At 39.1% G+C, this 15,044-nt stretch carries 27 protein-coding genes; all 27 read left to right on the top strand.

The window, feature by feature from the left end:
- The first annotated feature begins 129 nt into the window (after positions 1-129).
- The 27 genes from rpsL to infA all read left to right on the top strand — a co-directional run bounded on the left by rpsL (position 130) and on the right by infA (position 15,044).
- Positions 130-540 (top strand): 30S ribosomal protein S12, encoded by a 411-nt coding sequence (rpsL, locus tag AAHJ11_RS14700; RefSeq protein ID WP_002558078.1) that lies wholly within the window; start codon positions 130-132, stop codon positions 538-540.
- A 143-nt stretch (positions 541-683) separates the two neighbouring features.
- Positions 684-1,160 carry a 30S ribosomal protein S7 gene (gene rpsG / locus AAHJ11_RS14695; RefSeq protein WP_148365523.1) on the top strand — a complete coding sequence of 159 codons (477 nt, stop codon included), beginning with the start codon at positions 684-686 and terminating at the stop codon, positions 1,158-1,160.
- 44 nt (positions 1,161-1,204) lie between these two features.
- Positions 1,205-3,322: an elongation factor G gene (gene fusA / locus AAHJ11_RS14690; RefSeq protein ID WP_148365522.1), complete on the top strand. Its 2,118-nt coding sequence runs from the start codon at positions 1,205-1,207 to the stop codon at positions 3,320-3,322.
- Positions 3,323-3,402: 80 nt separating this feature from the next.
- Positions 3,403-3,708, top strand: a complete 306-nt coding sequence (gene rpsJ / locus AAHJ11_RS14685; protein WP_002558075.1) for a 30S ribosomal protein S10 — start codon at positions 3,403-3,405, stop codon at positions 3,706-3,708.
- Positions 3,709-3,726: 18 nt separating this feature from the next.
- Positions 3,727-4,344: a 50S ribosomal protein L3 gene (rplC, locus tag AAHJ11_RS14680; protein ID WP_148365521.1), complete on the top strand. Its 618-nt coding sequence runs from the start codon at positions 3,727-3,729 to the stop codon at positions 4,342-4,344.
- Positions 4,344-4,970, top strand: a complete 627-nt coding sequence (rplD, locus tag AAHJ11_RS14675) for a 50S ribosomal protein L4 (protein ID WP_004296348.1) — start codon at positions 4,344-4,346, stop codon at positions 4,968-4,970. Before rplC ends, rplD begins: the two co-directional genes overlap by 1 nt.
- Before the next feature lie 16 nt (positions 4,971-4,986).
- The gene (gene rplW / locus AAHJ11_RS14670) at positions 4,987-5,277 is read left to right on the top strand and encodes a 50S ribosomal protein L23 (RefSeq protein WP_004296347.1); all 291 of its coding nucleotides are present in this window, start codon (positions 4,987-4,989) and stop codon (positions 5,275-5,277) included.
- Positions 5,278-5,282: 5 nt separating this feature from the next.
- The gene (gene rplB, locus AAHJ11_RS14665; protein ID WP_148365520.1) at positions 5,283-6,107 is read left to right on the top strand and encodes a 50S ribosomal protein L2; all 825 of its coding nucleotides are present in this window, start codon (positions 5,283-5,285) and stop codon (positions 6,105-6,107) included.
- Between the two features lie 20 nt (positions 6,108-6,127).
- Entirely contained in the window at positions 6,128-6,397 is a 270-nt protein-coding gene (gene rpsS, locus AAHJ11_RS14660) for a 30S ribosomal protein S19 (RefSeq protein ID WP_004296345.1), read from the top strand.
- A gap of 36 nt (positions 6,398-6,433) precedes the next feature.
- Entirely contained in the window at positions 6,434-6,844 is a 411-nt protein-coding gene (gene rplV / locus AAHJ11_RS14655) for a 50S ribosomal protein L22 (RefSeq protein ID WP_004296344.1), read from the top strand.
- A 5-nt stretch (positions 6,845-6,849) separates the two neighbouring features.
- Complete coding sequence (gene rpsC, locus AAHJ11_RS14650) at positions 6,850-7,581, top strand: 30S ribosomal protein S3 (protein ID WP_004296343.1); 732 nt, start codon at positions 6,850-6,852, stop codon at positions 7,579-7,581.
- Between the two features lie 23 nt (positions 7,582-7,604).
- Positions 7,605-8,039: a 50S ribosomal protein L16 gene (gene rplP / locus AAHJ11_RS14645; protein ID WP_004291234.1), complete on the top strand. Its 435-nt coding sequence runs from the start codon at positions 7,605-7,607 to the stop codon at positions 8,037-8,039.
- Positions 8,040-8,044: 5 nt separating this feature from the next.
- Positions 8,045-8,242: a 50S ribosomal protein L29 gene (gene rpmC, locus AAHJ11_RS14640; protein ID WP_004296342.1), complete on the top strand. Its 198-nt coding sequence runs from the start codon at positions 8,045-8,047 to the stop codon at positions 8,240-8,242.
- Positions 8,239-8,508, top strand: a complete 270-nt coding sequence (gene rpsQ / locus AAHJ11_RS14635; RefSeq protein ID WP_004296341.1) for a 30S ribosomal protein S17 — start codon at positions 8,239-8,241, stop codon at positions 8,506-8,508. The genes rpmC and rpsQ overlap by 4 nt, the downstream gene beginning before the upstream one ends.
- 2 nt (positions 8,509-8,510) lie before the next feature.
- Complete coding sequence (gene rplN, locus AAHJ11_RS14630) at positions 8,511-8,876, top strand: 50S ribosomal protein L14 (protein WP_004296340.1); 366 nt, start codon at positions 8,511-8,513, stop codon at positions 8,874-8,876.
- Between the two features lie 19 nt (positions 8,877-8,895).
- Entirely contained in the window at positions 8,896-9,216 is a 321-nt protein-coding gene (gene rplX, locus AAHJ11_RS14625; RefSeq protein WP_004296339.1) for a 50S ribosomal protein L24, read from the top strand.
- The gene (rplE, locus tag AAHJ11_RS14620; RefSeq protein ID WP_004296338.1) at positions 9,216-9,773 is read left to right on the top strand and encodes a 50S ribosomal protein L5; all 558 of its coding nucleotides are present in this window, start codon (positions 9,216-9,218) and stop codon (positions 9,771-9,773) included. The genes rplX and rplE overlap by 1 nt, the downstream gene beginning before the upstream one ends.
- A 5-nt stretch (positions 9,774-9,778) precedes the next feature.
- A complete protein-coding gene (gene rpsN / locus AAHJ11_RS14615; RefSeq protein WP_004296337.1) occupies positions 9,779-10,078 on the top strand; it encodes a 30S ribosomal protein S14 in 300 nt (99 codons plus the stop codon).
- Positions 10,079-10,130: 52 nt separating this feature from the next.
- Positions 10,131-10,526, top strand: coding sequence for a 30S ribosomal protein S8 (rpsH, locus tag AAHJ11_RS14610; protein ID WP_004296336.1), 396 nt, complete (start codon positions 10,131-10,133; stop codon positions 10,524-10,526).
- 15 nt (positions 10,527-10,541) lie between these two features.
- A complete protein-coding gene (gene rplF, locus AAHJ11_RS14605; RefSeq protein WP_004296335.1) occupies positions 10,542-11,111 on the top strand; it encodes a 50S ribosomal protein L6 in 570 nt (189 codons plus the stop codon).
- Between the two features lie 21 nt (positions 11,112-11,132).
- Positions 11,133-11,477 (top strand): 50S ribosomal protein L18, encoded by a 345-nt coding sequence (gene rplR / locus AAHJ11_RS14600; RefSeq protein ID WP_004296334.1) that lies wholly within the window; start codon positions 11,133-11,135, stop codon positions 11,475-11,477.
- A 5-nt stretch (positions 11,478-11,482) separates the two neighbouring features.
- On the top strand, positions 11,483-12,001 hold the full coding sequence (rpsE, locus tag AAHJ11_RS14595; protein ID WP_004296333.1) for a 30S ribosomal protein S5: 519 nt from the start codon (positions 11,483-11,485) through the stop codon (positions 11,999-12,001).
- Positions 12,002-12,010: 9 nt separating this feature from the next.
- A complete protein-coding gene (rpmD, locus tag AAHJ11_RS14590) occupies positions 12,011-12,187 on the top strand; it encodes a 50S ribosomal protein L30 (RefSeq protein ID WP_004296332.1) in 177 nt (58 codons plus the stop codon).
- Positions 12,188-12,219: 32 nt separating this feature from the next.
- Complete coding sequence (gene rplO / locus AAHJ11_RS14585; protein ID WP_044655423.1) at positions 12,220-12,666, top strand: 50S ribosomal protein L15; 447 nt, start codon at positions 12,220-12,222, stop codon at positions 12,664-12,666.
- 4 nt (positions 12,667-12,670) lie between these two features.
- Positions 12,671-14,011, top strand: a complete 1,341-nt coding sequence (gene secY / locus AAHJ11_RS14580; RefSeq protein WP_004296330.1) for a preprotein translocase subunit SecY — start codon at positions 12,671-12,673, stop codon at positions 14,009-14,011.
- A 15-nt stretch (positions 14,012-14,026) separates the two neighbouring features.
- On the top strand, positions 14,027-14,824 hold the full coding sequence (gene map, locus AAHJ11_RS14575; protein ID WP_217722719.1) for a type I methionyl aminopeptidase: 798 nt from the start codon (positions 14,027-14,029) through the stop codon (positions 14,822-14,824).
- A gap of 1 nt (position 14,825) precedes the next feature.
- Positions 14,826-15,044: a translation initiation factor IF-1 gene (gene infA / locus AAHJ11_RS14570; protein WP_002558052.1), complete on the top strand. Its 219-nt coding sequence runs from the start codon at positions 14,826-14,828 to the stop codon at positions 15,042-15,044.

Below are 15,044 nucleotides of genomic sequence, written 5' to 3'. Positions count from 1 at the left end.
ATAAAAACATTAAAAAAGAAAAAAAAGTTGTAGCGCATTGAATATTCAAATATTATTCGTATTTTTGCAGCCCAAAATGTATAGTTACGAAATTAATATAACAATAATATAAATCAAAAAACAATTAAAATGCCTACAATTCAGCAATTAGTAAGAAAAGGACGCGAAGTGCTGGTGGAGAAAAGTAAATCTCCAGCCTTGGATTCATGTCCTCAAAGACGTGGCGTTTGCGTGAGAGTATATACTACTACTCCGAAGAAGCCGAACTCTGCAATGCGTAAAGTAGCTCGTGTACGTTTGACTAACCAAAAAGAGGTGAACTCATACATTCCGGGAGAAGGTCACAACTTGCAGGAACACTCAATCGTTTTGGTACGTGGCGGTCGTGTAAAAGACCTTCCGGGTGTACGTTATCACATCGTTCGTGGTACACTTGATACAGCAGGTGTTGCTGGTCGTACTCAGAGACGTTCTAAGTATGGTGCTAAGCGTCCGAAACCGGGACAAGCTGCCGCTCCAGCTAAAGGTAAGAAAAAATAAGGATTAAGACCTAATTAAAATTAAAGTAATAACTTACGTTTTAGTTTGTTGGAAATGCTAAAGGTTGAGTAAATTCTCCGGAGGGAGAGTTGAAGAAGTCAAGAAGTAGACAACCAAGAACAAAAACATTATTTTTCAAACAAATGAGAAAAGCAAAACCAAAAAAACGCGTAATCCTTCCGGATCCCGTGTTTAATGATCAAAAGGTTTCTAAGTTCGTGAACCACTTGATGTATGATGGAAAGAAAAATACATCTTATGAAATCTTTTATGCCGCTCTGGAAACAGTGAAAGTAAAACTTCCTAACGAAGAAAAATCTGCTCTCGAAATCTGGAAAAAGGCTTTGGATAATGTAACTCCGCAAGTGGAAGTAAAGTCTCGCCGTGTAGGTGGTGCTACTTTCCAAGTTCCTACCGAAATCCGTCCGGACCGTAAAGAATCAATTTCAATGAAGAACCTGATTCTGTATGCTCGTAAAAGAGGTGGTAAATCAATGGCTGACAAGTTGGCTGCTGAAATTATGGATGCCTTCAATGAACAAGGCGGTGCATACAAACGTAAAGAAGATATGCATAGAATGGCAGAAGCTAACCGTGCATTTGCTCATTTTAGATTCTAATACTGTAAGAAACCAAATATAAACTTAAAGTAAAGGAATTGAAGATGGCTAAACATGATTTACATTTAACTCGTAATATCGGTATCATGGCTCACATTGATGCCGGAAAAACAACTACTTCTGAACGTATCTTGTTCTACACTGGATTGACTCACAAAATTGGTGAAGTTCATGACGGTGCTGCTACTATGGACTGGATGGAACAGGAGCAAGAACGTGGTATCACTATTACATCTGCTGCTACAACAACTAGATGGAAGTATGCTGGTGATACTTATAAAATTAACTTGATTGACACTCCGGGGCACGTTGACTTTACCGCAGAGGTAGAACGTTCATTGCGTATTCTTGATGGAGCTGTGGCTGCTTACTGTGCTGTTGGTGGTGTTGAGCCTCAATCGGAAACAGTATGGCGTCAAGCTGATAAATATAACGTTCCTCGTATTGCTTATGTAAATAAGATGGACCGCTCTGGTGCTGACTTCTTTGAAGTAGTTCGTCAGATGAAGGATGTTCTTGGAGCTAATCCATGTCCTATTGTTGTTCCCATCGGTGCTGAAGAATCTTTCAGAGGTCTTGTTGATCTTATCAAAATGAAAGCTATTTATTGGCATGATGAAACAATGGGGGCGGATTATACTGTAGAAGAAATTCCGGCAAATCTTGTTGACGAAGCGAATGAATGGAGAGATAAGATGCTTGAAAAAGTAGCTGAATTTGATGATGCTTTGATGGAGAAGTATTTCGATGATCCTTCTACTATTACTGAAGAGGAAGTGTTGAGAGCTCTTCGCAATGCAACAGTTCAAATGGCTGTAGTTCCTATGTTATGTGGATCTTCTTTCAAGAATAAAGGTGTTCAGACTTTGCTTGACTACGTTTGTGCTTTCTTGCCTTCTCCGCTGGATACAGAGAATGTTATCGGTACAAATCCTAATACAGGAGCTGAAGAAGATCGTAAGCCAAGTGATGATGAAAAAACATCGGCTTTGGCATTTAAGATTGCAACTGACCCATATGTGGGTCGTTTGACTTTCTTCCGTGTTTATTCAGGTAAAATTGAAGCAGGTTCTTATATTTACAACTCTCGCTCTGGTAAGAAAGAACGCGTTTCTCGTCTGTTCCAGATGCACTCTAACAAACAGAATCCGGTTGAAGTAATCGGTGCTGGTGATATTGGTGCAGGTGTAGGATTCAAAGATATTCGTACAGGGGATACTTTGTGTGATGAAACTGCTCCGATAGTACTTGAATCTATGGACTTCCCGGAACCGGTTATTGGTATCGCTGTAGAACCTAAGACTCAGAAAGATATGGATAAACTGTCTAACGGTTTGGCTAAATTGGCTGAAGAAGATCCGACGTTTACAGTGAAAACTGATGAACAAACAGGGCAGACTGTTATTTCTGGTATGGGTGAGTTGCACTTGGATATTATCATCGATCGTCTGAAGCGTGAGTTTAAAGTAGAGTGTAATCAAGGTAAACCACAGGTTAATTATAAAGAAGCTATCACTAAGACAGTTGATCTTCGTGAAGTGTATAAGAAACAGTCTGGTGGTCGTGGTAAATTTGCTGATATCATCGTTAAGATTGGTCCGGTTGATGAAGACTTCAAAGAAGGAGGTCTGCAGTTTATCGATGAAGTAAAGGGTGGTAATATTCCTAAGGAATTCATCCCTGCAGTTCAGAAAGGCTTTACGAATGCCATGAAGAGTGGCGTTTTGGCAGGTTATCCGCTGGATTCATTGAAAGTAACTTTGGTTGATGGTTCATTCCACCCAGTTGACTCTGACCAGTTGTCATTCGAAATCTGTGCAATGCAAGCCTATAAGAATGCATGCGCTAAGGCAGGTCCTGTTTTGATGGAACCTATCATGAAACTGGAAGTTGTAACTCCGGAAGAAAACATGGGTGATGTTATCGGTGACTTGAATAAACGTCGTGGACAGGTTGAAGGAATGGAATCTAGTCGTTCTGGTGCTCGTATCGTGAAGGCAATGGTTCCGCTGGCAGAAATGTTTGGTTATGTAACAGCTTTACGTACTATCACTTCTGGACGTGCAACTTCATCAATGACTTACTCTCATCACGCTCAACTTTCTTCTTCTATTGCCAAAGCTGTATTGGAAGAAGTAAAAGGACGTGCTGATTTACTCTAAAATATCTAAAGCAGCAGGCTAGCGAATGACTCTTAGCCTGCCGCTTTATCTTATTATAAATGTATTAATTAAAAAAAATAATGAGTCAGAAAATTAGAATTAAATTGAAATCTTACGACCACAACTTGGTTGACAAGTCAGCTGAGAAAATTGTAAGAACTGTAAAAGCTACAGGTGCTATTGTTAGCGGTCCGATACCTCTGCCTACGCACAAGCGTATCTTTACTGTGAACCGTTCGACTTTCGTAAACAAAAAGTCTCGTGAGCAATTTGAACTCTCTTCTTATAAGAGATTGATCGACATCTATAGCTCAACAGCTAAGACAGTAGATGCTCTGATGAAGTTGGAATTGCCAAGTGGTGTGGAAGTAGAAATTAAAGTTTGATAATTAAAAATTAGTGAAATGCCAGGATTATTAGGAAAAAAAATCGGAATGACATCCGTTTTCAGTGCCGATGGTAAAAATGTACCATGCACTGTTATCGAAGCAGGTCCTTGTGTTGTTACTCAAGTTAAAACTGTAGAAAAAGATGGCTATGCAGCTGTTCAGTTGGGTTTCCAAGACAAAAAGGAAAAACATACAACTAAACCGTTGATGGGACATTTTAAAAGAGCAGGAGTAACACCGAAGAGACACTTGGCTGAGTTCAAAGAATTTGAGACAGAATTGAATCTGGGTGATACTGTTACCGTAGAGATGTTTAACGATGCTAACTTTGTTGACGTTGTTGGAACTTCTAAAGGTAAGGGTTTCCAGGGTGTAGTAAAAAGACATGGTTTTGGTGGTGTGGGCCAGGCTACTCACGGACAGCACAACCGCGCTCGTAAACCGGGTTCTATTGGTGCTTGTTCTTACCCTGCAAAAGTATTCAAGGGAATGCGTATGGGTGGACAACTTGGTGGTGACAGAGTCACTGTACAAAACTTGCAGGTATTAAAAGTAATCGCGGATCATAACCTTCTTTTGATCAAAGGTTCTATCCCGGGTTGCAAAGGTTCAATCGTATTAATTGAGAAATAATGGAAGTTAACGTATATAACATTAAAGGTGAAGACACTGGGAGAAAGGTTACGTTAAACGAATCTATCTTCGGAATTGAGCCCAACGACCACGCTATCTATTTGGATGTAAAACAATTTATGGCCAATCAGCGTCAGGGTACTCATAAGTCAAAAGAAAGAAGTGAAATCAGTGGTTCAACTCGTAAGATCGGTCGCCAGAAAGGTGGTGGCGGAGCTCGTCGTGGTGATATGAACTCACCGGTTCTTGTAGGTGGTGCCCGCGTTTTCGGTCCGAAGCCAAGAGACTACTTCTTTAAGTTGAATAAAAAAGTTAAGACATTGGCTCGTAAGTCAGCTTTGTCTTATAAAGCTCAAAACGATGCAATCGTTGTCGTTGAGGATTTCACATTTGAAGCTCCTAAGACAAAAGATTTCGTTGCAATGACAAAAAATCTTAAAGTTTCCGATAAAAAGCTACTTGTAATTTTACCGGAAGCAAATAAAAACGTATATTTGTCAGCTCGTAACATTGAGGGTGCTAATGTGCAGACTATCTCGGGATTAAATACTTACAGAGTATTGAATGCTGGGGTTGTTGTGCTTACAGAAAACTCTCTGAAGGCTATTGACAATATCTTAATTTAAAAAGGAGGCTTAAATAATGGGAATTATTATTAAACCGTTGGTAACAGAGAAAATGACTGCAATCACAGATAAGCTGAATCGTTTCGGCTTTGTTGTACGTCCTGAAGCTAACAAACTGGAAATTAAGAAGGAAATTGAAGCTCTTTATAATGTTACAGTAGTTGATGTGAATACTGTGAAGTATGCTGGCAAAAATAAGAGCCGTTATACCAAAGCAGGTATCATCAATGGTCGTACGAATGCTTTCAAAAAAGCAATCGTGACATTGAAAGAAGGAGATACTATTGATTTTTATAGCAATATTTAATAAAAATGGCAGTACGTAAATTTAAGCCCACAACACCGGGGCAAAGACATAAAATTATTGGTACTTTCGAAGAAATTACTGCATCAGTACCAGAAAAGTCTCTTGTATATGGTAAGAAATCATCTGGTGGTCGTAACAGCGAAGGTAAGATGACTATGCGCTACATTGGTGGCGGTCATAGAAAGGTGATTAGAATTGTTGATTTCAAGAGAAATAAGGACGGTGTTCCAGCAGTAGTTAAAACAATTGAATACGATCCGAATCGTTCGGCTCGTATCGCTCTGTTATTTTATGCTGATGGAGAAAAAAGATATATTATTGCTCCCAATGGATTGCAAGTTGGTGCGACTCTAATGTCAGGTGAAACAGCAGCGCCAGAGATTGGTAATGCTCTTCCTCTTCAAAACATTCCGGTGGGTACTGTGATTCACAATATCGAATTACGTCCGGGACAGGGTGCTGCTCTGGTTCGTTCAGCTGGTAACTTTGCTCAGTTGACTTCTCGCGAGGGTAAGTATTGTGTAATTAAGTTGCCTTCAGGTGAAGTTAGACAGATTCTTAGCACTTGTAAAGCTACTGTCGGTAGTGTAGGTAACTCTGATCATGGATTGGAAAGTTCAGGTAAAGCCGGACGTTCTCGTTGGCAAGGACGTCGTCCTCGTAACCGTGGTGTTGTAATGAACCCGGTTGATCACCCGATGGGTGGTGGTGAAGGACGCGCTTCCGGAGGTCATCCAAGATCACGTAAGGGATTGTACGCTAAGGGACTTAAGACTAGAGCTCCTAAGAAACAGTCGTCTAAGTACATTATTGAGAGAAGAAAAAAGTAATCTGATTAATTGAGTAAACTATGAGTCGTTCATTAAAAAAAGGTCCATATATTAACGTTAAGCTTGAAAAGAGAATTCTTGCCATGAATGAATCTGGTAAGAAAGTCGTAGTAAAGACTTGGGCCAGAGCTTCAATGATTTCGCCTGATTTTGTAGGCCATACAGTTGCAGTTCACAATGGAAATAAATTTATTCCTGTTTATGTTACCGAGAATATGGTAGGACACAAGTTGGGCGAATTTGCTCCAACTCGTACATTCAGAGGACATGCTGGTAACAAGAAAAGATAACAGGATTTATTTGAAATAATAAAGTAATAAATAATAATGGGAGCAAGAAAAAAAATATCGGCTGAAAAGAGAAAAGAAGCCCTTAAGACCATGTATTTTGCAAAATTGCAAAATGTTCCTACTTCTCCGCGTAAGATGCGTCTGGTTGCAGATATGATCCGTGGTATGGAAGTGAACAGAGCACTTGGTGTTTTGAAATTTTCTTCAAAAGAAGCTGCTGCAAGAGTGGAAAAATTGCTTCGCTCTGCAATTGCTAACTGGGAACAGAAAAACGAACGTAAAGCGGAAAGTGGCGAGTTGTTCGTAACACAGATTTTTGTTGATGGTGGAGCTACACTCAAAAGAATGAGACCGGCACCACAGGGTAGAGGTTATAGAATTCGCAAACGTTCAAATCACGTAACATTGTTCGTTGGTGCTAAAAGTAATAACGAAGATCAAAATTAAGGTAGATGGGACAAAAAGTTAATCCAATAAGCAACCGTTTAGGAATTATCAGAGGATGGGATTCTAACTGGTATGGTGGAAATGATTACGGTGATTCTTTGCTGGAAGATAGCAAAATCCGTAAATATCTTAATGCAAGACTTGCAAAAGCAAGTGTATCAAGAATCGTAATTGAACGTACGCTGAAGCTCGTTACTATTACTGTTTGCACTGCTCGCCCGGGTATTATTATCGGTAAAGGTGGCCAAGAAGTTGATAAGTTAAAAGAGGAGTTGAAGAAGGTTACCGACAAAGATATTCAAATCAATATCTTTGAAGTGAAGAGACCGGAACTGGATGCCGTGATTGTTGCTAACAACATCGCTCGCCAGGTTGAAGGTAAAATTGCCTATCGCCGTGCCATCAAAATGGCTATCGCAAACACAATGCGTATGGGTGCTGAAGGTATCAAAATTCAGATTTCAGGACGTTTGAATGGAGCTGAAATGGCACGTTCTGAAATGTATAAAGAAGGAAGAACTCCGTTGCACACTTTCAGAGCTGATATCGACTACTGTCATGCAGAAGCATTGACTAAAGTAGGTCTTTTAGGTATCAAAGTTTGGATTTGTAGAGGTGAAGTGTTTGGTAAGAAAGAATTGGCTCCGAACTTTACACAAAGCAAAGAAAGTGGTCGTGGAAACAATAGTGGAAACAACGGCGGAAAGAACTTCAAAAGAAAGAAAAATAATCGCTAAACGAATTTGAATTTTAGGAAACTATGTTACAACCGAAAAAGACAAAATTCAGAAGACAACAAAAAGGCCGTCAGAAAGGTAATGCCCAGAGAGGCAACCAGCTGGCCTTTGGTTCTTTTGGCATAAAGGCTTTGGAGACTAAGTGGATTACAGGCCGTCAGATCGAAGCTGCTCGTATTGCAGTAACAAGATATATGCAACGTCAAGGACAGATCTGGATCCGTATATTCCCGGATAAACCGATCACTAGAAAACCTGCCGATGTACGTATGGGTAAAGGTAAAGGTGCTCCAGAGGGATTTGTGGCTCCTGTGACTCCAGGTAGAATCATTATTGAAGCTGAAGGAGTATCTTACGAAATCGCGAAAGAAGCATTGCGCTTAGCTGCTCAAAAGCTTCCTATTACAACGAAGTTTGTCGTAAGACGTGATTATGATATTCAAAATCAAAATGCGTAAGTGTTATGAAAATTGCAGAAATAAAAGAAATGACTACTAATGATTTAGTAGAAAGAGTAGAGGCGGAAACAGCTAATTATAACCAAATGGTTATTAATCATTCTATTTCTCCTTTGGAAAATCCTGCTCAAATCAAACAATTACGCAGGACTATTGCGCGTATGAAAACAGAATTGCGCGAAAGAGAACTTAACAATAAATGATCAGCTTGATGGAAGCAAGAAATTTAAGAAAAGAAAGAACAGGGGTTGTGTTGAGCAATAAGATGGATAAGACCATCACAGTTGCTGCCAAATTTAAGGAAAAACACCCTATATATGGTAAGTTCGTTAGTAAAACGAAGAAGTACCATGCTCACGATGAAAAGAATGAATGCAATATCGGTGATACTGTAAGCATCATGGAAACTCGTCCTTTGAGCAAGACTAAAAGATGGAGATTAGTAGAAATAATTGAAAGAGCTAAGTAATTATGATACAAGTAGAATCCAGACTTACAGTATGTGATAACAGTGGAGCGAAAGAGGCGTTGTGTATCCGCGTTTTGGGTGGTACAGGCCGTCGTTATGCTTCAGTGGGGGATGTCATTGTAGTTTCAGTGAAGAGTGTTATCCCTTCTAGTGATGTTAAAAAAGGTGCAGTATCAAAGGCTTTGATTGTACGTACAAAGAAAGAAATCCGTCGTCCTGATGGTTCTTATATACGTTTTGATGATAATGCTTGCGTGTTGTTGAATAATGCAGGTGAAATTAGAGGTAGTCGTATTTTCGGTCCTGTAGCAAGAGAGCTTCGTGCTACAAACATGAAAGTTGTGTCACTTGCGCCTGAGGTACTTTAATTTGTAAAAGATTTAAGTAATGAGTAAATTACATATTAAAAAAGGCGATACAGTTTACGTAAATGCTGGCGAAGATAAGGGCAAAACTGGTCGTGTATTGAAGGTTCTTGTTAAAGAAGGACGTGCATTTGTAGAAGGTATCAATATGGTATCTAAAAGCACAAAACCGAATGCTAAGAATCCGCAAGGTGGTATCGTGAAGCAGGAAGCTTCTATCCACATTTCAAACTTGAATCCGGTTGATCCAAAAACTGGTAAAGCAACGCGTATTGGGAGAAAAAAGAGTTCGGAAGGAACTTTAGTGCGTTATTCTAAAAAATCAGGAGAGGAGATTAAGTAATGAGTAATACTGCTAGTCTTAAGAAAGAATATGCAGAGCGTATAGCACCTGCATTGAAATCACAGTTCCAGTATTCTTCTACAATGCAGGTACCCGTACTTAAGAAGATTGTTATCAATCAAGGGTTAGGTATGGCTGTTGCTGATAAGAAGATTATCGAAGTTGCAATCAATGAAATGACAGCTATCACAGGTCAGAAAGCTGTAGCTACCATTTCTCGTAAAGATATTGCAAACTTTAAGTTGCGTAAAAAAATGCCGATTGGTGTTATGGTAACTTTGCGTCGTGAAAGAATGTACGAATTCCTTGAAAAATTGGTTCGTGTAGCTCTTCCTCGTATTCGTGACTTTAAAGGTATCGAAAGTAAGTTTGATGGTAAAGGTAACTATACCCTTGGTATTCAGGAACAAATCATTTTCCCTGAAATAAATATCGATAGTATTACAAGAATTCTCGGAATGAATATTACCTTTGTAACCTCTGCGGAAACAGATGAAGAAGGTTATGCTTTGCTGAAGGAATTCGGTTTACCTTTTAAAAACGCTAAAAAAGACTAATAGATATGGCAAAGGAATCAATGAAAGCACGTGAAGTAAAACGTGCTAAATTAGTAGCCAAATACGCCGAAAGAAGAGCTGCTTTGAAGCAAATCGTAAGAACAGGTGATCCTGCTGATGCTTTTGAAGCTGCACAGAAGTTGCAAGAGTTGCCAAAGAATTCTAATCCGATTCGTATGCACAACCGTTGCAAACTGACTGGACGTCCTAAAGGTTATATTCGTCAATTCGGAATTTCGAGAATTCAGTTCCGTGAGATGGCATCTAACGGACTGATCCCAGGCGTAAAAAAAGCAAGCTGGTAATTATTGTTTAAATATTGTCAGGGTAGTCCTGATTAATTTAATTTATTTTTATATGACTGATCCAATAGCAGATTATTTAACGAGGTTGCGGAACGCGATTGGTGCAAAGCACAGAGTTGTTGAAGTTCCCGCTTCGAACTTGAAAAAAGAAATCACTAAGATTCTTTTTGAAAAAGGCTACATTCTTAATTATAAGTTTGTAGAAGATGGTCCTCAAGGAACTATTAAGGTTGCCTTGAAGTATGATTCTGTTAACAAAGTTAACGCAATCAAAAAGTTAGAAAGAATATCTTCTCCGGGTATGCGTAAGTATACTGGTTACAAAGATATGCCGCGTGTTATTAATGGGCTGGGTATTGCTATAATATCTACTTCCAAAGGTGTAATGACTAACAAAGAGGCTGCAGAACTGAAGATCGGTGGTGAAGTCTTGTGTTATGTATATTAATTAGGAGGAATTAGAATGTCAAGAATAGGAAAATTACCCATTAGTATCCCTGCTGGAGTGACAGTCACTCTGAAGGATAATGTGGTTACCGTAAAGGGACCCAAAGGCGAAATGAGCCAATATGTGAATCCTGCTATCAATGTTGCCATTGAAGACGGACACGTAACTTTAACAGAAAACGATAAAGAAATGCTTGATAACCCGAAGCAAAAACATGCTTTCCACGGTTTGTATCGCTCTTTGGTTCACAACATGGTTGTGGGCGTATCTGAAGGATACAAGAAGGAACTGGAACTTGTAGGTGTAGGTTATCGTGCTTCTAACCAAGGTAACATCATTGAGCTTGCTTTAGGTTATACACACAATATTTTCATTCAATTACCTGCTGAGGTAAAAGTTGAAACTAAGTCTGAAAGAAATAAGAATCCTCTTATTATATTGGAATCGTGTGACAAACAATTGCTTGGTCAAGTTTGCTCTAAAATACGTTCTTTCCGTAAGCCTGAACCATACAAGGGTAAAGGTATTAAGTTTGTTGGCGAAGTAATTCGTAGAAAGTCTGGTAAATCAGCCGGCGCTAAGTAATTCATATAAAATTAGATTATTATGACAACAAAAATAGAAAGACGAGTTAAGATCAAATATAGAGTACGCAACAAAATTTCAGGTACTACTGAATGTCCGCGTATGAGTGTATTTAGAAGTAACAAGCAAATTTATGTCCAGATTATCGATGATCTTTCTGGTAAGACACTGGCTGCCGCTTCTTCTTTAGGTTTGACTGATAAAGTTGCTAAAAAAGAACAAGCTGCTAAAGTGGGTGAAATGATTGCTAAAAAGGCTCAGGAAGCAGGTATAACTACTGTTGTTTTCGACCGTAATGGTTACTTGTATCATGGGAGAGTAAAAGAAGTAGCTGATGCTGCTCGTAACGGTGGACTTAAATTTTAATCATTATGGCAGGAGTTAATAATAGAGTTAAGATTACTAACGATATAGAACTGAAAGATAGATTGGTTGCTATTAATCGTGTTACTAAAGTTACCAAAGGTGGTAGAACTTTTAGTTTCTCTGCAATCGTTGTTGTAGGTAACGAAGAAGGTATCATTGGTTGGGGACTTGGTAAAGCAGGTGAAGTAACAGCTGCTATCGCTAAAGGTGTTGAATCAGCTAAAAAGAACTTGGTGAAAGTGCCTATTTTGAAAGGTACTGTTCCTCATGAACAATCAGCTAGATTTGGTGGTGCTGAAGTATTCATCAAACCTGCATCTCACGGAACTGGTGTTGTAGCTGGTGGTGCTATGCGTGCTGTTTTGGAAAGTGTTGGTGTTACTGATGTTTTGGCTAAATCTAAAGGTTCTTCAAATCCGCACAACCTTGTTAAAGCTACAATCGAAGCTTTGAGTGAAATGCGTGATGCAAGAATGGTTGCTCAGAACAGAGGTATTAGTGTTGAAAAAGTATTTAGAGGATAAGGAGGAGATATGTCAACTATAAAGATTAAACAAGTTAAAAGTAGAATTGGTGCTCCAGCTGATCAGAAAAGAACTCTTGATGCACTGGGACTTCGTAAACTGAACCGTGTGGTTGAACACGAAAGCACTCCTTCAATTCTTGGGATGGTAGATAAAGTAAAACACTTGGTTGCCATTGTTAAGTAATTATTTGTTGAATAATAAAACGAAATTACAATATGAACTTAAGTAATTTAAAACCTGCAGAGGGATCTACTAAGACAAGAAAAAGAATTGGACGTGGAACTGGTTCTGGCTTAGGCGGTACTTCTACAAGAGGTCATAAGGGAGCTAAATCAAGATCTGGATACTCTAAGAAGATCGGTTTTGAAGGTGGTCAGATGCCTCTTCAACGTCGAGTTCCTAAATTTGGTTTCAAGAATATTAATCGTGTAGAATATAAAGCCATCAATCTGGATACTATCCAGAAACTTGCTGAAGCTAAGAGCTTGGCAAAAGTTGGTGTAAACGACTTTATCGAAGCAGGATTTATATCTTCAAATCAGTTGGTAAAAGTATTGGGTAACGGAACTCTGACTAATAAGCTGGAAGTAGAAGCTCATGCATTCTCTAAGACTGCAACTGCTGCTATTGAAGCTGCTGGTGGAACTGTAGTAAAACTCTGATTCAATGAGAAAAGCTATTGAAACATTAAAGAATATATGGAAGATTGAGGATCTGAGACAGCGGATCCTCATCACCATATTGTTTGTGGCAATTTACCGTTTCGGATCATATGTCGTATTACCGGGTATCAATCCGGCGATGCTGGCTAAATTGCACGAACAAACAAGTGAAGGCCTTTTAGCCTTGTTAAATATGTTCTCTGGAGGAGCATTTTCTAATGCCTCTATTTTTGCATTAGGAATCATGCCTTATATCTCTGCATCTATCGTAATCCAGTTGTTGGGAATCGCTGTACCGTATTTCCAGAAGCTGCAACGCGAAGGTGAGAGCGGCAGAAGAAAAATGAATCAATATACTCGTTATTTGACGATTGCTATATTGTTAGTTCAGGCCCCTTCTTATTTGCTCAATCTTAAAATGCAGGCTGGCCCTTCCTTAAATGCTTCATTAGATTGGACTCTGTTTATGGTTACCTCTACCATTATTTTGGCAGCAGGTAGTATGTTTATTTTGTGGCTTGGTGAAAGAATTACTGATAAAGGTATTGGTAATGGTATTTCATTTATCATCTTGATTGGTATTATCGCTCGTTTCCCTGATGCTTTGTTGCAAGAAGTTGTATCCAGAGTAGCAAATAAGAGTGGTGGTTTGATCATGTTTATAATTGAAATCGTATTCTTGTTATTAGTGATTGGTGCTGCTATTCTTTTGGTACAAGGTACAAGAAAGATTCCTGTACAGTATGCAAAAAGAATTGTTGGTAACAAGCAATATGGTGGTGCTAGACAGTACATTCCTTTGAAAGTGAATGCGGCTGGTGTTATGCCTATCATCTTTGCTCAGGCAATCATGTTTATTCCAATTACGTTTATCGGTTTTTCAAATGTAAATGATGCGGGCGGTTTCTTGCATGCGTTTACAGATCATACAAGTTTCTGGTATAATTTTGTTTTTGCGGTAATGATTATATTATTTACATATTTCTATACTGCAATTACAATTAATCCGACTCAGATGGCTGAGGATATGAAGAGAAATAATGGTTTCATCCCTGGTATTAAACCGGGAAAGAAAACTGCAGAGTATATTGATGATATAATGTCTCGTATTACTTTGCCGGGTTCTTTCTTCTTGGCTTTAGTTGCTATTATGCCTGCTTTTGCCGGTATATTCGGAGTGCAAGCAGGATTTGCTCAATTCTTCGGCGGTACATCTTTGTTAATTCTTGTAGGTGTTGTTCTTGATACACTGCAACAGGTTGAAAGTCATTTGTTGATGAGACACTATGATGGTCTGTTGAAATCTGGTCGTATTAAAGGACGCGCTGGTGTAGCGGCATATTAATTCTTTAGATTAGAAATGATATTTCTTAAAACAGAAGATGAAATAGAATTGCTCCGTCAGAGTAACCTGCTTGTTGGTAAAACTCTTGCAGAGGTTGCCAAACTGGTGAAGCCTGGTGTAACTACACGTGAGTTGGATAAAGTTGCTGAAGAGTTCATTAGAGATCATGGGGCAACTCCAACTTTCAAGGGATTCCCGAATCAATATGGAGAACCATTTCCCGCATCTCTTTGTACTTCTGTTAATGAACAGGTTGTACATGGAATCCCAGGGGATATTGTGCTGAAAGATGGCGATATCGTATCAGTGGATTGTGGGACTTACATGAATGGTTTTTGTGGTGATTCTGCTTATACTTTTTGTGTAGGAGAGGTGGACGAAGAAGTTCGTAACTTGTTGAAGGTGACTAAAGAAGCGTTATATATTGGCATTCAGAACGCAGTGCAAGGCAAAAGAATCGGAGACATCGGGTATGCTATTCAGCAATATTGTGAGTCTCACTCTTATGGTGTAGTGCGTGAGTTTGTTGGTCATGGCATCGGTAAAGAGATGCACGAAGATCCTCAAGTGCCTAATTATGGTAAAAGAGGATATGGACCTTTGATGAAAAGAGGCCTTTGCATAGCGATAGAGCCGATGATAACATTGGGAGACCGGCAAGTGATTATGGAACGTGACGGATGGACTGTGAGGACCAGAGATCGTAAATGTGCTGCACATTTTGAACATACGATAGCTGTTGGAGCTGGTGAAGCTGATATTTTGTCTTCATTCGAATTCATAGAAGAAGTTTTAGGAGATAAAGCAATATAATATGGCAAAGCAATCTGCAATAGAACAAGATGGAGTTATAGTTGAAGCATTGTCAAATGCAATGTTTCGTGTTGAATTAGAAAACGGACATGAGATTACTGCACATATTTCAGGTAAGATGCGGATGCATTACATCAAGATCTTGCCGGGAGATAAAGTGAGAGTCGAAATGTCTCCTTACGACTTATCGAAAGGAAGAATTGTGTTTAGATATAAATAA

This window comes from Bacteroides sp. 90-K9/2 (assembly GCF_047310725.1).
Classification (GTDB): Bacteria; Bacteroidota; Bacteroidia; order Bacteroidales; family Bacteroidaceae; genus Bacteroides; species Bacteroides vicugnae.
This window is presented reverse-complemented; position numbering and strand designations above follow the sequence as displayed.

Coding starts and splice junctions, on each gene's coding strand:
- rplE (WP_004296338.1), top strand. CDS start 9,216: ATGAGTAATACTGCTAGTCTTAAGAAAGAATATGCAGAGCGTATAGCA.
- rpsJ (WP_002558075.1), top strand. CDS start 3,403: ATGAGTCAGAAAATTAGAATTAAATTGAAATCTTACGACCACAACTTG.
- rpsC (WP_004296343.1), top strand. CDS start 6,850: ATGGGACAAAAAGTTAATCCAATAAGCAACCGTTTAGGAATTATCAGA.
- rpmC (WP_004296342.1), top strand. CDS start 8,045: ATGAAAATTGCAGAAATAAAAGAAATGACTACTAATGATTTAGTAGAA.
- rplB (WP_148365520.1), top strand. CDS start 5,283: ATGGCAGTACGTAAATTTAAGCCCACAACACCGGGGCAAAGACATAAA.
- rpsL (WP_002558078.1), top strand. CDS start 130: ATGCCTACAATTCAGCAATTAGTAAGAAAAGGACGCGAAGTGCTGGTG.
- rpsS (WP_004296345.1), top strand. CDS start 6,128: ATGAGTCGTTCATTAAAAAAAGGTCCATATATTAACGTTAAGCTTGAA.
- rplO (WP_044655423.1), top strand. CDS start 12,220: ATGAACTTAAGTAATTTAAAACCTGCAGAGGGATCTACTAAGACAAGA.
- rplN (WP_004296340.1), top strand. CDS start 8,511: ATGATACAAGTAGAATCCAGACTTACAGTATGTGATAACAGTGGAGCG.
- rplP (WP_004291234.1), top strand. CDS start 7,605: ATGTTACAACCGAAAAAGACAAAATTCAGAAGACAACAAAAAGGCCGT.
- rpmD (WP_004296332.1), top strand. CDS start 12,011: ATGTCAACTATAAAGATTAAACAAGTTAAAAGTAGAATTGGTGCTCCA.
- rplR (WP_004296334.1), top strand. CDS start 11,133: ATGACAACAAAAATAGAAAGACGAGTTAAGATCAAATATAGAGTACGC.
- rplX (WP_004296339.1), top strand. CDS start 8,896: ATGAGTAAATTACATATTAAAAAAGGCGATACAGTTTACGTAAATGCT.
- rpsG (WP_148365523.1), top strand. CDS start 684: ATGAGAAAAGCAAAACCAAAAAAACGCGTAATCCTTCCGGATCCCGTG.
- map (WP_217722719.1), top strand. CDS start 14,027: ATGATATTTCTTAAAACAGAAGATGAAATAGAATTGCTCCGTCAGAGT.
- rpsN (WP_004296337.1), top strand. CDS start 9,779: ATGGCAAAGGAATCAATGAAAGCACGTGAAGTAAAACGTGCTAAATTA.
- rplF (WP_004296335.1), top strand. CDS start 10,542: ATGTCAAGAATAGGAAAATTACCCATTAGTATCCCTGCTGGAGTGACA.
- rplC (WP_148365521.1), top strand. CDS start 3,727: ATGCCAGGATTATTAGGAAAAAAAATCGGAATGACATCCGTTTTCAGT.
- rpsH (WP_004296336.1), top strand. CDS start 10,131: ATGACTGATCCAATAGCAGATTATTTAACGAGGTTGCGGAACGCGATT.
- rpsE (WP_004296333.1), top strand. CDS start 11,483: ATGGCAGGAGTTAATAATAGAGTTAAGATTACTAACGATATAGAACTG.
- rplV (WP_004296344.1), top strand. CDS start 6,434: ATGGGAGCAAGAAAAAAAATATCGGCTGAAAAGAGAAAAGAAGCCCTT.
- infA (WP_002558052.1), top strand. CDS start 14,826: ATGGCAAAGCAATCTGCAATAGAACAAGATGGAGTTATAGTTGAAGCA.
- fusA (WP_148365522.1), top strand. CDS start 1,205: ATGGCTAAACATGATTTACATTTAACTCGTAATATCGGTATCATGGCT.
- secY (WP_004296330.1), top strand. CDS start 12,671: ATGAGAAAAGCTATTGAAACATTAAAGAATATATGGAAGATTGAGGAT.
- rplW (WP_004296347.1), top strand. CDS start 4,987: ATGGGAATTATTATTAAACCGTTGGTAACAGAGAAAATGACTGCAATC.
- rplD (WP_004296348.1), top strand. CDS start 4,344: ATGGAAGTTAACGTATATAACATTAAAGGTGAAGACACTGGGAGAAAG.
- rpsQ (WP_004296341.1), top strand. CDS start 8,239: ATGATCAGCTTGATGGAAGCAAGAAATTTAAGAAAAGAAAGAACAGGG.